Raw genomic sequence first — 14730 nt, 5'->3', positions numbered from 1 at the left:
TGCTTCATTCGAAAAATTGTAAATTTATCGTCCTAAATTCTGCAATCTAATTTGTACATTTGCACCAGTTTTGGAAAAACAAAAATAACAACGCATTGGACGCAACACAAAATACACTTTCACTTAAATCTATATTTAATGATTTCAAAGAAATCACAAAAGCAGGACTCGCTGTTAGTGTTTTGTTTTCTTCAATTGCAGGTTATTTACTTGGTTTTGACGATAAACATCCATTTCAATGGACTGTACTTCTAGTTTTAGCAATAGGAGGGTATTGTATGGTAGGAGCTTCAAATGCTTTTAATCAGGTTATTGAGAAAGATTTGGACGCCTTAATGGATAGAACAAAGAATCGACCTGTTCCTTCTGGAAGAATGTCCTCAAAATTAGCTTTGATTGTAGCAAGTTTGTTGACAATTATTGGGTTAACTTTACTGTATACAATCAATCCTAAAACAGCAATGTTTGGTGCGATTTCTATATTTTTATATACCAGCGTTTATACCCCTTTAAAGACAATAACATCATTGTCAGTTTTTGTTGGAGCTTTTCCAGGTGCAATACCATTTATGTTAGGATGGGTTGCGGCTACAGGAGAATTTGGGATAGAGGCAGGGACGCTTTTTTTAATTCAGTTTTTTTGGCAATTTCCTCATTTTTGGGCTATAGGTTGGTTTTTATATGAAGATTACGAAAAAGCAGGCTTTTTTATGCTGCCTACTGGGAAAAAAGACAAAGGTACTGCGTTGCAGATTATTTTATATACAATATGGCTTATAGTGGCATCACTTTTACCATGTTTAGGGTATACAGGTAAGTTGTTTATTACACCAATAGCAGCGGTTTTAGTGTTTCTGTTGGGGATTTGGATGTTGATTTATGCAGTTCGTTTGTATAAATTAAGAACAGCCAAGGCAGCAAGAACATTGATGTTGGTAAGTGTGTCTTACATTACCTTGTTGCAGTTGATTTATATATTTGATAAATTTTTGAGATAATTATGGAAATGACAATGACAGAAGATGAATATAGAGCAAGGAGCGCTAAGTCATCTAAATTAATTTTATTGTTCGCTATGGTCAGTATGACCATGATGTTTGCAGGACTTACAAGTGCTTTTGTAGTTAGTAAGTCAAGAACCGATTGGTTGAAGGATTTTCAATTACCGCCAGCGTTTTTTTATAGCACTTTGGTGATTATTGGTTGTAGTGTTACTTTTCATTTAGCTAAAAATGCGATGCAAAAGGACAATAGAAAAGCAACAACAAATTTACTATTGACTACTCTAGCATTAGGAATATTGTTTGTTATTTTACAATTTGTAGGTTTTGGACAGATAGTAGCAAACGGATATTATTTTACCGGAGCAGAGAGTACAATAACTACAACTTTCTTATATGTTGTAACGGTTACACACTTATTTCACTTAGCTGGAGGGATCATTTCTCTTCTAGTTATTATTTATAATCATTTTAAACAGAAATACAATTCGACTCAAACTCTTGGAATAGAACTAGGTGCAATGTACTGGCACTTTCTTGATTTCTTGTGGGTCTATTTATTTTTATTTTTATATTTCTTTAAATAAGAAAAAAACGTAAATTTGGGAACTTTTTAACGAATATCTTTTATGGAAGCGACAGTTACAACTGCAAAAAACGAAGAAAAAACTTGGGGAGGCGGCAATGAGCCATTAGGGGCAAGTTATGGTAAAATGATGATGTGGTATTTTATCGTATCTGATGCCTTAACGTTCTCTGGATTTCTAGCAGCTTATGGTTTTTCTAGATTTAAATTTATCGAAACTTGGCCATTGGCTGATGAAGTGTTTAATCACTTTCCTTTTATGCATGGTGTACCTGCACCTATGTACTATGTCGCATTGATGACATTTATTTTGATTTTTTCATCTGTAACAATGGTTTTGGCTGTTGATGCTGGTCATCAAATGAAGAAAAACAAAGTTGCAGTATATATGTTTTTAACTATTATTGGAGGTTTGATTTTCGTTGGGTCACAAGCTTGGGAATGGAAAAACTTTATCAAAGGAGAATACGGAGCTATTGAAACAAAAGGAGGAAGTTTACTTCAGTTTGTGGATAAAGACGGAAAACGTGTTGCTCTTGCAGATTTTGCAGTAAAATTGCCAGATGGTAGAGAAGCATTGACAAGAGACAAAGGTAAATGGTTTATGAGTGATGCTGAAACATTGCCAACATATTCAGTAGCCGAAGTACAAGCAGGTTTCAAAGCGCATCCTGAATTATTAATAAGAACGGAAAAGCTTACTGAGAAAAAGCAAAAAACTATTCTAACTAGAGAAGAGTCAGAGTCAAGATTAAGTCAAGCGCATTATGTTGTAGAAGGTGCTAATTTGACAAGAAACGAATACGGAAACAAATTGTTTGCTGATTTCTTTTTCTTTATTACTGGATTTCACGGTTTTCACGTTATCTCAGGAATTATCATCAATATCATTATCTTCTTTAATGTATTGTTAGGTACTTATGAAAAAAGAAAGAGCTATGAAATGGTAGAGAAAGTTGGTTTATACTGGCACTTTGTCGATTTAGTTTGGGTATTTGTATTTACAGTTTTCTACTTAGTTTAATTTTAGATTTATATTATTATGTCACACGAATATGTATCACATACGAAAAGAATCTGGTTTGTTTTTGCACTTTTATCAGTTGTAACAACAGTGGAGGTTATCCTTGGTATTTATAAGCCAGGAGTATTAGAGTTCAATCATTTTTTTGGTTTGAACTTATTAAATTGGATATTTTATATTTTAACAATATATAAAGCTTATTATATAGTATGGGCATTTATGCATATGGAAGGTGAGTCAAGTGGCTTAAGATGGTCAGTTGTTTCTTCAGTTGTTTTCCTTGTATTGTATTTATTGTTTATTCTTTTAACTGAAGGACATTATATTTTTGAGGTTTTTAAAAATTCTACCATTAAATGGAATTTTTAACATGATATTAATTCAAAAAGAAGGTACGCATTGCGTACCTTTTTTTATTTTTGTACTTTAATTTTTTCCCTTGTATAATGAAAAAAAATATAGTCCTTTTTGTTCTCTTCGTTTTGCCTATAGTTGCTTATCTTTTTTTTGCATCTGGCGTTAATGGTTTCACTAAATTACCTGTTGTAACTCCCAAAATTGCCAACCTAGGAGATTGGAAGTCTTTAAGAGGCGAAAAAGTTGGTTTGGATAATAAAATAACAATACTTGGTTTTTCAGGATCTGATATTTTAAAAAATCGAGGTAATTATTTTAATCTAAATGAAAAAGTTTATCAACGCTATCATGGCTTCAAAGATTTACAATTTGTTGTGATTTGTCCATTGGGGACAGAAGAGGATGCGCGTAAAGTTATAGATGCTTTATCCGATTTTACAGATGTATCTCAGTGGCATTTTGTTTTTGCTCCTCCATCCGAAATAACAGCCTATTACGATCAATTGCATTTGGTTGGAAAACTAGACCAGCATTTAGGAACTCCTAATGTGTTTATTGTTGATAAAGAACGCAATTTAAGAGGGCGAAAAGATAAAGACAATTATAAAGAAGGGTATAATACTTTTCATCCTTCTGAGTTAAGCAATGAAATGTTAGATGATTTTAAGATTATCTTATACGAGTATCGTGCAGCTCTTAAGAAAAATCATAATGCAACAAAACAACTTTAAAATTATATTATCATGTTTAAAAACAAATCATATATCGGTATTTCATTTATAGTATTGATTTTTGGAATTTATGCAATACCTAAAATTATTGAAAGAGTAAAAAATGATTCAGTTGTAAAAGGAAGCCGTTTAGATAGCGTTAATGGAAAAAATGTTAAGGAAGATGGAAAACTAGTTAAAATTGGTCCAGCTCCTAAATTTGAATTAATCAATCAGGATAATATAAAAATATCAAATGAAACGTATAAAGGAAAAGTTTATGTTTTAGAGTTTTTCTTTACGACCTGCCCATCTATATGTCCTAAAATGAATTTAAGTATGTTGGAGATTGAGAAAAAGTTTTTTGGAAATCCAAATTTCGGGATTGTCTCAATAACAATTGATCCTGCTCATGATACACCACAAGTTTTAAAAGATCATGCTAAGATTTTAGGAGTTAAGTCTTCTAATTGGAATTTTTTAACTGGAGATAAAAATGTTATTATGGATTTATCTAATAAAGGATTCAATTTGTACGCAGGTACAAATAGTAAAGTAAGCGGAGGTTTTGAGCATTCTGGATTATTTGCTTTAATAGATAAAAATGGAGACATTCGTTGTCGTAAAGATGAATTTGGAAACCCAATACTTTACTATGATGGATTGGATAAAAAAGGAGTTAGAGACATTCAACAAGATATAAATATATTATTAGAAGAATAAAAATGGAGGATAATTCATTAGAAAAAAAATACAACAAGTATATAGTACTTGTTTCAATTGTAATTCCAGTTGTAGTTGCTATTCTGTTTGGAGTTAAATTAAAAGATTTTGGTTACGATGTAGAGCCACTTACTTTTTTGCCACCTATTTATGCTACGATAAATGGAATTACTGCTTTGGTTTTGATTATTGCAGTAATGGCCATAAAAAAAGGAAATCGTAAGGCACATGAGCGTTTGATGACTACGGCAATAGCGCTTTCATTGGCTTTTCTTGTTATGTATATTGCGTATCATATGACGTCTGATTCTACTAAATTTGGTGGAGAAGGAGTGATACGATATGTTTATTTCTTTATTTTAATTTCGCATATCTTATTGTCAATTGCAATCGTTCCTTTGGTTTTGATAACTTATGTTCGCGCAATTGCTAAGAATTTTGAAAATCACAGAAAAATTGCAAGAATTACATTTCCGCTTTGGTTATACGTTGCTATAACTGGAGTAATTGTTTATTTAATGATTTCCCCTTATTATGCTTAATATAAATACAAACAACAAGAAACGTTCTGTTTCTAAGCTAACAAAGATTAGTTTCTTGTTGGTTATTTTCTTCTTTAATTTAACTGCTAATGCGCAATGTGCTATGTGTCGCGCTGCTTTAGGTGGTGATGAAAACACGAAGCAAGCCGAAGCTGTAAACGATGGAATTGTTTACCTAATGGTAGTTCCTTATTTGCTAGTTGCAGTAATAGGCTATTTGATTTATAGAATGTATCAATCAAAAAAGAAAAGCGCGTAAGTTAGATTTATTTCAATCCGTTTACAGAGACATTTACAGTACCATTAACTTTTATAAAAGCAATAATGGCTTGATTTGTCAATTCAATTTTTTGAAATTCAATATCTTCCATTTTTCCATTTACAAAAACACCAGGCATAGGAGAATAGTTTTTAAGGTATGTTAGCATACTCTTCTTACCTTCTTCTAAGTTTGGTTGTATTGAATAACGACAACTTTCTTCCATTTTCTTTAAGATGTAACCTTGCATGAGCCAATTTGCAGTGCGGGTTAGTTTACTTTTTGTATCAAGAACATAGTCGAGTTTGTCAAAATAAAGTTCTTTAGATTGTTGATTATACTTCGGAAAACCGGTTAAGTATAATGTTCCGTTTACTGCTCCCAAAACATCTAAAGCAATAATCATTTTTCCCTCTTTGTGCCAGATTTCTACAATTTTCACAGTGATTTTTTTACTGCCAGTACCAAACTCTTGTCCGGCAAAGTTTCTAGTCATGATTTTAGAAGCGTCTTTATAGCTCGATACCGCAGCGATGTTGGCTGTAATTTGTTTAGGGATTTTTGTAACAGGTTTTAAAACAATTTTAGAGGCATTGAATTTGCTTTCAGGTTGTTTCCCAACTAGTGTTTCCATATTGCATTTCATGCCCATTTCTAATAAAAAAGAATCGTTTTTAAGTACTGCATCACTAGAGTATATTTCTATTGGAACAATTCTAAGCCAACTTTCATATTGCTCATTCATTTGAAAAGGAGTGCAGATCTTCTCTAATGCTGCTAAAACGTTAGGTTTGAAATCCATAGACTTTTCGATTGCTGCGTCGATACTTTTTTCTATTTTTGATTTGAAAATTGAAACAGCCGGATTTATAAGATAAGTTACAGGCATGTTTTTTCCAAAAACACTCATTGTTGGACTCTCATTCCAATCTAATGATTTTAATTCCGTTTTAGTGTTAAGTTTCCAGTTGGTTAATCCTACTGAGCTGTTCAATGTAATTACTCCATTCAAATTAAATTCTCGTGTGTCGTACAATTCAACACCCAGTTGTTTAGTTCCTATTCGGTACTTAACAAGTGCTTTTAAAGGTAAAATAGTTTTTATTTTTTTACCAGGATTAGCAGGGTCAACCTCGATTTTTATAGGAGCTAATTTCCAGATTTTGATTTCGATATCGTCATCTTCAATATTGTTGTCTTCGTAAATCAAACCATTAAGAATAGTGTTAGTCTGGTTTTCAATATCTTTTAGTTTTATTGTAATAGGTAAATTAATAAATGATGGGGCATTGTCATATATTAAGGGACTAGCATCATCGGGTTCAGGTTTTAAGGTCGCTAATTTCTGAGAAGAAGAACAGCTAGCTATAAATAGTGCAATCATTGAAAGTATTAGAAACGAGAATAATTTCTTCATTGTATTTTTTTTAAGATACAAAATTAAGAAAACAAATATATTTTAAGATTAAAGTGTAACATTTAGATAAGAAATAAGTCTTATTGGTATAATAGGTTAAATCTATTAACATTTTATTGTAGTATATTGCTAGGAAAAATAGGTATTATTGTTTAAAATTAACAAACCATGATTGAAATTAAAGACTTACATAAATCCTATAAAATGGGAAAATCTGAATTGCATGTATTAAAAGGGATTAATTTCAATATAAAAGAAGGGGAGTTGGTTGCTATCATGGGATCATCAGGTTCTGGAAAATCTACATTACTTAATATTTTAGGAATATTAGATGAAGCAGATTCTGGAGAGTATATACTAGATAATGTACCAATAAAAAATCTGAATGAAACCATAGCATCTAGATATCGAAATAAATTTTTAGGTTTTGTATTTCAATCTTTTAATTTGATTAATTATAAAACTGCTTTAGATAACGTGGCAATGCCATTATATTATCAAGGTGTAAAAAGAAAAGAACGATACGAGATTGCCTTGAATTACTTAAAAAAAGTAGGGCTTGATTCCCATTCTCACCATTTACCAAGTGAGCTTTCTGGAGGACAGAAGCAGCGTGTAGCTATTGCAAGAGCATTAGCATCAAATCCTAAAGTTTTATTAGCCGATGAACCTACAGGAGCATTGGATACAAAGACATCATATGAAGTAATGGAATTGATTCAAGGAATCAATGACGAAGGAAAAACAATCCTAATTGTTACCCACGAACCAGATATTGCAGCAATGTGTAAGAGAAATGTAGTCTTGAAAGATGGACTTATTATCGATGATAAATACGTAGAACAAGTTAGAGCATCAGCATATGTTTAATATTGAGCGTTGGCAAGAAATATTTGAAGCAATCGCTAAAAATAAATTAAGAACCTTTCTTACTGGTATCTCTGTGGCTTCCGGGATATTTATATTAGTTATTCTTCTTGGTGCAGGTAAAGGCCTTCAAAACGGAATCGAAAAACAATTCGAACGTGATGCCGAAGGTATTATAGAGGTTTGGTCGGGTACTACTACAAAACAATACAAAGGATTAAATCCAGGCCGCCAAATTCAGTTTAGAAATAGTGATTACTCACAATCAGTTCAAAAATTCGAGGATAAATTAGATAAACGTGCATCAACGTATAACTTTTGGGGAGCCTCAGTGAGTTATGGAAAAGAATCGTCGACGTATCAATTTAGAGGAGTAGATCCCGACTATTTGGGAATTGAAAATGGTACCGTTGTTATGGGAAGATTCATCAATAGCAAAGATTTAGCTAATAATGAAAAAGTTGCTGTTATTGGAATGAAAGTAAAAACAGATTTGTTTAAAGATAAGAACCCACTTGGAGAACAAATTGCAATTAATAATATCAATTTTAAAGTTGTTGGCGTTTTTACAGATCCAGCAGGTGAAAGAGAAGAAACAAGGGTTTATTTGCCAATGACAACCACACAAAGAGCCTATGGTGTTGGTGATAAAGTAAGTAATTTGTTTTTTACTTTAAATAAAAAAGCGACTTATGAAGAGGCTTTGGCACAATCTGAAAAATTTAGTGAAGACTTAAAAGCACTTTTGAAGAGTAAAAATATTGTTGCTCCAGATGATGACAGCGGTATCGGTCTATACAATTCGGTTAAGGATGCAAAGCAAGTATATGATTTAAATCTTTATATCAGATTGTTTTTTTGGTGGGTTGGAATTTGCACGATCATAGCAGGCGTTGTTGGTGTTAGTAACATCATGTTAATTATTGTAAAAGAAAGAACCAAAGAAATTGGTATTAGAAAAGCGCTTGGTGCCTCTCCAGTATCTATTGTTGGAATGATATTACATGAGTCTATTTTTATTACTACAATAGCAGGGTTTATTGGTTTGTTAGCAAGTTTATTATTGCTAGAAGTAGTAGGCCCAATGATAACAAGTGAATTCTTTTTAAATCCTGAAGTTGATTTTAGTGTGGCATTGACCACTCTTATTTTACTTGTTTTTGCGGGAGCAATGGCTGGTTTTTTTCCAGCATACAGAGCAGCAAAAATAAAACCTATTGTAGCACTTAGAGACGAATAATTATGTTTGATAGAGATAATTGGGAAGAAATTTTAGAAGCCTTAACTGCTAATGTATTTAGAACAGTACTTACAGCTTTTGGTGTGTTTTGGGGAATATTTATTTTAGTAATATTACTCGCAGCAGGAAAAGGATTAGAGAATGGTGTTAAAAAGGGGTTTGATGGAATCGCAACAAATACTATGTTTATGTGGAGTCAAACCACATCAAAAGCATATAAAGGTTTGCCTAAAACACGTCGTTATGATTTTAAGAATAGTGATGTAATAGCTTTAAAAGAAGCTTTGCCAGATTTGCTATATGTTTCACCTCGAAATCAGTTAGGAGATTCTAACGGTGGGGTTAATAATGTAGTTCGTGGTACTAAAACTTCTGCTTTTACTGTGTATGGAGATAATCCGGAGCTTATTAAGCAGCAACCAATGGATATCATAAAAGGGCGTTTTGTAAACCAACAAGATATTAAGCACAACAGAAAGGTTGCTGTTATTGGAAAAGGTGTAATAACCGGACTTTATGAAAAAGATGAAGATCCTATTGGGACTTATATAAAAGTAAACGGAATAAATTTTATGGTTGTTGGAGTGTATTATTCCAAAAGTCAAAATAATGGCGGTGCAGAAGCAGAGCAAAAGAATATATTTGTTCCTTTTACAACGTTTCAGCAAGTGTTTAATTATGGCGATAAAGTTGGCTGGATGGCAATCACAGCAAATGATGAAGCTTCTATAACAGACTTGAAACCTAAAATTATAGAAATAATAAAGGAAAGACATTCGGTTAGTCCTAAAGATGATAGAGCAGTCGGAAATTTTGATTTGTATGAACGATTTAACCAAGTACGAGGATTGTTTACAATCTTAACATTTATTGCTTATTTCGTGGGTACTTTGGTTTTGATTTCTGGGGTTATCGGTATTTCTAACATTATGCTTATTGTAGTAAAGGAGAGAACAAAAGAAATAGGAATTCGTAGAGCGTTGGGAGCAACACCAGGGGCAATACGAAGACAGATACTTTCAGAATCAATATTTTTAACAATCATTTCGGGTATGTTAGGTATTGCAGTTGCCACAGGGGTTGTAGCAATACTTAATATGGTGCTAGATTCGATGCCTCAAGATGGCGATACAATGTTTGCAAATCCAACGGTAGATTTAGGAGTCGTTTTTGTAGCATTATTAATTTTAGTGGGATCAGGTTTGCTGGCAGGATTTATTCCGGCCCAAACAGCAATAAACGTAAAGCCTGTAGATGCCTTACGAGCAGAATAAATTATCAATCAATAAAATAATCGATTAAACAAAAAAACAAAATGAAAAAAGGAGTAACCATAACCATTTTAATTTTTATTGCAGTAGTCTTCTTTGGTGCTTTGTATTATTTGTATGCAAAAAATCAAGAGTCACCAATTGTCTATCAAACAGAAAAAGCTGAAATAAAAACGATAGTTAAAAATACAATTGCAACGGGTAATATCCAACCTGATGAAGAGGTACTTATTAAACCAAATATTTCAGGAATTATTGAAGCAGTTTATATTAAAGCAGGGGAGAGTATTAAAGCAGGGGACATGATTGCAAAGATTAAAGTTGTTGCAAATGTTTCTAATGTGAGTAATACCCAAAATCAGGTTCAAACGGCAAAGATTGCATTAGATAACCAAGAAAAATTATACCAGAGACAAAAAACATTGTTTGATAAAGGAGTAATTTCTGCAAATGATTTTGATGCAACACAACTGGCTTACAAACAGGCGAAACAAAATTACTTTTCATCAAAACAAAGTTTTGATATCGTTAAAACAGGAACGACTTCTGGTTTAGGGAATTATGCTAATACAGTAATCCGATCTACAGTAACTGGAATGGTATTGGATGTTCCTGTGAAAGTTGGAAATCAAGTTATTGAAAGTAATAATTTTAATGAAGGAACTACAATTGCTAGTGTAGCAGATGTTGGTAAGATGATTTTTGTTGGAAAAATTGATGAATCAGAGGTTGGTAAAATAAAAGAAAAAATGCCAATCGAAATTACAATTGGAGCTATCGAAAATAAAAAATTCGATGCTGTTCTACGTTATATCGCTCCAAAAGGAGTTGTAGAAAATGGAGCAATTCAATTTCAAATTAAAGCATCATTAGAAAATAGAGATGATACATTTATTAGAGCAGGTTTAAGTGCTAATGCATCAATTATATTAGATAAAGCAGAAAATGTTTTAGCTATAAAAGAATCATTAGTTCAATTTGATAAAAAAACGCAAAAACCATACGTTGAAGTAGAAACAGCACCGCAAAAATTTCAAAGAAAAGATCTTGTTTTAGGAGTTAGTGATGGAATTTTTGTGCAGGTAAAAAGTGGAATCACAGCTACAGACAAGATAAAAATCTGGAATCAAGGCTTGATAAAAGATGAAGGAAAAAAATAAGTAGCAGTTATAAAATAAAAGAATTTTTGGTTTTTAGAGAATGTTAAATTTGTATAGTATCTTTGCTATGCTTTGATTCAAAGTTTATGAAAAATAATAAATATATTTATCTTGTTTTTGTCTTACTACTTGGTGTGTCATTACAGGCACAATCTAAGAAATGGACTCTAGAAGAATGTGTGCGATATGCGTTAGAAAACAATATCTCGATTAAACAATCAGAATTGGACACAAAAAACATTGCTATTGATAAAAAAGATGCCTTTGGTAGATTTCTCCCTACAGCAAATGCACAAGTATCACATTCTTGGAATATTGGTTTAAACCAGAATATTACAACGGGATTGTTAGAAAATCAAACAACACAATATTCAGCTATAGGCGCAACAGTTGCAGTCGATATATACAAAGGATTGCAAAATCAGAATGCATTGCGAAAAGCCAATCTATCTATGGTGGCTTCTAAATATCAATTGTTGAAAATGCAAGAAGATATTTCGCTGAATGTTGCAAATGCTTTTTTACAAGTACTGTTTAATAAAGAAAATTTAAAAGTACAACAAGAGCAATTAGCCATTAGTGAAAAACAATACACGCGTTCAGACGAATTGGTAAAAGCAGGAACAATTCCTAGAGGAGATTTGCTTGATATTAAAGCAACTGTAGCTACAGGTAAGCAAAATGTTGTTATCGCAGAGAATACATTATTGATCTCAAAACTAAGTTTAGCACAGTTGTTACAATTAAAAGAATTTAATGATTTTGATGTAGTAGACGATACAAATATTAGTGCTGGAGAAACTATTTTGGCACAATCACCTACAGCAATTTATGAAAAAGCTAAAGAAACGAGAACAGAATTAAAAATAGCTAAAACAAATCTTGAAATTGCAGAGAAGAATGTTTCTATTGCTAGAGGAGCTTATCAGCCAACTTTAAGTGCTTTTTATAACTTTAATACAAGAGCAAGTTATTCGGATATCGTTAAAGGAGCAATTCCGGATGCAGCAAATCCTACCAAACAAATTGGTTACGTGCAAGGAACTAATCAATCGGTTTTACAAGATAATTATGCGCCAGTTTTAGGAAGTGCAGCGCCAATTTTGGATCAATTTAGTGATAATAAAGGACAGTCTTTTGGAGTTCAATTAAACATACCAATATTTAACGGATTCTCTGTAAGAAATAATGTAGAGCGTAATAAAGTAAGTTTAGAGAAATCTAAAATTGATTTAGAGCAAAAAAACTTAGATTTGCAACGTAATGTTTACACTGCGTTTACAGATACTAAAGGAGCATTAAATGCACATGAAGCAGCGGTAGTAGCTTTGGAAGCAAGACAAGGTGCATACGATTATGCAAAAGAAAAATTTGCAGTAGGTTTAATGAATGCTTTTGATTTTAATCAATCGCAAACACTACTTACTAATGCGCAATCAGAAGTAATTAGAACAAAATACGATTATATCTTTAAAACAAAAATATTAGAATTCTATTTTGGAATTCCTATTGTTCCGATAGTTAAAAACTAGTTTATTATGTCAAAAAAAACAATTTACTTTTTATTAGGAGGTGTCGTTATAATCATTGCGGCCTTGATAGGATTTTCGAAAGCGGGAGTAATAGGAAATAAAGATGCTGGTACAGAAGTAGAAGTTGCAAAAGTAGTAGCGTCAACTATTGTAGAAACTGTTTCGGCAACAGGAAAAATTCAGCCTGAAATAGAAGTGAAAATCTCATCTGAAGTTTCGGGAGAAATTATTGCACTTAATGTTAAAGAAGGGCAAGTTGTTAAGAAAGGAGATTTGTTGGTAAAAATAAATCCTGATTTATATACCTCTAGTTTCAACCGAACAGTCTCTAATTTGTCAGGAACTAAAGCTAGTTTAAGTCAAGCAGATGCTTCTCTTAAAGAAGCAAAGGCTAATTATGATAGAAATAAAAAGTTATTTGAGAAAGGAATAATTTCTAAGTCTGATTGGGATAAAGTAGTTGCATCTTTTGAAGTTGCAAAAGCAACCAAACAAAACGCTTATTTTGCAGTACAAAGTGCTGAAGCATCTGTAATTGAAGCTAAGGATAATTTAAGACGTACTACTATTTATGCTCCTGCAGATGGAACAATATCAGTACTTAATGTTGAACTTGGAGAGCGAGTTTTAGGAACCCAACAAATGGCAGGAACCGAAATTTTAAGAGTTGCAAACTTAAACAACATGGAAGTTGAAGTAGATGTAAACGAAAATGATATTGTGAAAATTAAAGTTGGAGACGAAGCAAATGTAGAAGTAGATGCTTACCTAAAAAAACAATTTAAAGGTATAGTAACTAGTATTTCTAATTCAGCAAGTAGTACTTTAACATCTGATCAGGTAACTAATTTTAAAGTTAAAGTTAGAATCTTAAAAGAGTCTTATCAAGATTTAATAGAAGGAAAGCCAGAAGCATATTCTCCTTTTAGACCAGGGATGACTGCTACGGTTGATATTATTACAAATACAAAAAAGAATGTTCTAGCAGTGCCTATAAGTTCAGTAGTTGTAAAATCGGATACTACAGCAGTAAAAGAAATTAAAATCGAAGATCCTAATGATAAAAAAATAGCTCCTAAAAATGACAAAAAATTCGAATGTGTTTTTGTTAAAGACGGAGATAAAGCTAAAATTAGAATCATAAAAACAGGAATTCAAGACGATACAAATATCGAAGTGATGTCAGGACTTAAGGCTGGAGATATGGTAATAACAGGACCGTACACAACAGTTTCTAAAGATTTGAACTCAGGTGATAAAGTTAGTCTTAAATCTGAAAAAGTAAAAAAATAATAATGACAAGACAATCTAGTTCTATGATAGGACTAGATTGTTTTTTGTTCCCATAAAATATAAAATTAGTTTGGCTTATATTCTTAATATTGAAACTGCTACAAAGAACTGTTCTGTTGCTTTAGCAAATGAAGGAGAAATAATTTTGTGTAAAGAAATCTCTGATGAAGGGTATTCTCACGCAGAAAGATTACATGTATTTATCGAAGAATGTATTCAAGAAGCCGGTATTTCTTTTCAAGATTTAGTTGCAATTGCAGTTAGTCAAGGCCCAGGTTCTTATACAGGATTACGTATCGGGGTTTCGGCAGCAAAAGGATTGTGTTTTGCATTAGAGATTCCGTTAATAGCAGTTGATACATTGCAATCATTGGCTTCTCAAGCAAAGATTAGTGACGGTTTAATTGTTCCGATGCTAGATGCTAGACGTATGGAAGTATATAGTGCTGTATTTAATGCAAAGTTTGAAAAACAAAGAGAAATTTTAGCTGAAATAATTACCGAAAATTCTTTTGAGGAATTCAACGAAACACTTTATTTCGTGGGTGATTGTGCTGAAAAATGTAAAGCAGTTTTAACAAAAGAAAATTTTATTTTTCTGGAAGATATTAAATATCCTTCAGCAAAAGAAATGAGTATTATAAGTTATGATAAATACAAAAAAAGCGACACTATAGATGTCGCTTATTTTGAACCGTATTATTTAAAAGACTTTATAATTACTACTTCTAAAAAACAATAAAAAGTT

Annotated in this window: 16 protein-coding genes; 15 read left to right on the top strand and 1 reads right to left on the bottom strand. The window is 32.1% G+C overall.

Features of this window, described 5'->3' with window-relative positions:
* Positions 1 to 95: 95 nt before the first annotated feature.
* The 8 genes from cyoE to QWY99_RS17420 all read left to right on the top strand — a co-directional run bounded on the left by cyoE (position 96) and on the right by QWY99_RS17420 (position 5202).
* On the top strand, positions 96 to 998 hold the full coding sequence (cyoE, locus tag QWY99_RS17455) for a heme o synthase (protein WP_290267003.1): 903 nt from the start codon (positions 96 to 98) through the stop codon (positions 996 to 998).
* A gap of 2 nt (positions 999 to 1000) precedes the next feature.
* A complete protein-coding gene (locus QWY99_RS17450) occupies positions 1001 to 1588 on the top strand; it encodes a cytochrome c oxidase subunit 3 (RefSeq protein WP_290267002.1) in 588 nt (195 codons plus the stop codon).
* 42 nt (positions 1589 to 1630) lie between these two features.
* Positions 1631 to 2611: a cytochrome c oxidase subunit 3 gene (locus tag QWY99_RS17445; RefSeq protein ID WP_290267001.1), complete on the top strand. Its 981-nt coding sequence runs from the start codon at positions 1631 to 1633 to the stop codon at positions 2609 to 2611.
* Positions 2612 to 2629: 18 nt separating this feature from the next.
* A complete protein-coding gene (locus QWY99_RS17440) occupies positions 2630 to 2980 on the top strand; it encodes a cytochrome C oxidase subunit IV family protein (RefSeq protein WP_290267000.1) in 351 nt (116 codons plus the stop codon).
* A gap of 77 nt (positions 2981 to 3057) precedes the next feature.
* Complete coding sequence (locus QWY99_RS17435; RefSeq protein WP_290266999.1) at positions 3058 to 3699, top strand: hypothetical protein; 642 nt, start codon at positions 3058 to 3060, stop codon at positions 3697 to 3699.
* 12 nt (positions 3700 to 3711) lie between these two features.
* Positions 3712 to 4401 carry an SCO family protein gene (locus QWY99_RS17430; protein WP_290266998.1) on the top strand — a complete coding sequence of 230 codons (690 nt, stop codon included), beginning with the start codon at positions 3712 to 3714 and terminating at the stop codon, positions 4399 to 4401.
* Positions 4402 to 4403: 2 nt separating this feature from the next.
* Complete coding sequence (locus QWY99_RS17425; RefSeq protein WP_290266997.1) at positions 4404 to 4943, top strand: DUF420 domain-containing protein; 540 nt, start codon at positions 4404 to 4406, stop codon at positions 4941 to 4943.
* Positions 4936 to 5202, top strand: a complete 267-nt coding sequence (locus QWY99_RS17420; RefSeq protein ID WP_290266996.1) for a hypothetical protein — start codon at positions 4936 to 4938, stop codon at positions 5200 to 5202. Before QWY99_RS17425 ends, QWY99_RS17420 begins: the two co-directional genes overlap by 8 nt.
* A gap of 7 nt (positions 5203 to 5209) precedes the next feature.
* On the opposite strand, the gene QWY99_RS17415 is transcribed toward QWY99_RS17420, so the two are convergent.
* A complete protein-coding gene (locus QWY99_RS17415) occupies positions 5210 to 6619 on the bottom strand; it encodes a DUF4403 family protein (protein WP_290266995.1) in 1410 nt (469 codons plus the stop codon).
* Positions 6620 to 6787: 168 nt separating this feature from the next.
* On the opposite strand from QWY99_RS17415, the gene QWY99_RS17410 reads away from it, so the two are divergent.
* The 7 genes from QWY99_RS17410 to tsaB all read left to right on the top strand — a co-directional run bounded on the left by QWY99_RS17410 (position 6788) and on the right by tsaB (position 14724).
* Positions 6788 to 7489: an ABC transporter ATP-binding protein gene (locus QWY99_RS17410; protein WP_129540842.1), complete on the top strand. Its 702-nt coding sequence runs from the start codon at positions 6788 to 6790 to the stop codon at positions 7487 to 7489.
* The gene (locus QWY99_RS17405; protein WP_290266994.1) at positions 7482 to 8726 is read left to right on the top strand and encodes an ABC transporter permease; all 1245 of its coding nucleotides are present in this window, start codon (positions 7482 to 7484) and stop codon (positions 8724 to 8726) included. The genes QWY99_RS17410 and QWY99_RS17405 overlap by 8 nt, the downstream gene beginning before the upstream one ends.
* A gap of 2 nt (positions 8727 to 8728) precedes the next feature.
* Positions 8729 to 10000 carry an ABC transporter permease gene (locus QWY99_RS17400; RefSeq protein WP_290266993.1) on the top strand — a complete coding sequence of 424 codons (1272 nt, stop codon included), beginning with the start codon at positions 8729 to 8731 and terminating at the stop codon, positions 9998 to 10000.
* Positions 10001 to 10041: 41 nt separating this feature from the next.
* Positions 10042 to 11157 carry an efflux RND transporter periplasmic adaptor subunit gene (locus tag QWY99_RS17395; protein ID WP_290266992.1) on the top strand — a complete coding sequence of 372 codons (1116 nt, stop codon included), beginning with the start codon at positions 10042 to 10044 and terminating at the stop codon, positions 11155 to 11157.
* An 86-nt stretch (positions 11158 to 11243) separates the two neighbouring features.
* A complete protein-coding gene (locus QWY99_RS17390; RefSeq protein ID WP_290266991.1) occupies positions 11244 to 12689 on the top strand; it encodes a TolC family protein in 1446 nt (481 codons plus the stop codon).
* Between the two features lie 6 nt (positions 12690 to 12695).
* On the top strand, positions 12696 to 13982 hold the full coding sequence (locus QWY99_RS17385; protein WP_290266990.1) for an efflux RND transporter periplasmic adaptor subunit: 1287 nt from the start codon (positions 12696 to 12698) through the stop codon (positions 13980 to 13982).
* A gap of 70 nt (positions 13983 to 14052) precedes the next feature.
* Positions 14053 to 14724 carry a tRNA (adenosine(37)-N6)-threonylcarbamoyltransferase complex dimerization subunit type 1 TsaB gene (tsaB, locus tag QWY99_RS17380; protein ID WP_290266989.1) on the top strand — a complete coding sequence of 224 codons (672 nt, stop codon included), beginning with the start codon at positions 14053 to 14055 and terminating at the stop codon, positions 14722 to 14724.
* Positions 14725 to 14730 lie beyond the last annotated feature (6 nt).

It is taken from the genome of Flavobacterium branchiarum, assembly GCF_030409845.1.
In the GTDB taxonomy this organism is placed as follows: domain Bacteria; phylum Bacteroidota; class Bacteroidia; order Flavobacteriales; family Flavobacteriaceae; genus Flavobacterium; species Flavobacterium branchiarum.
This window is presented reverse-complemented; position numbering and strand designations above follow the sequence as displayed.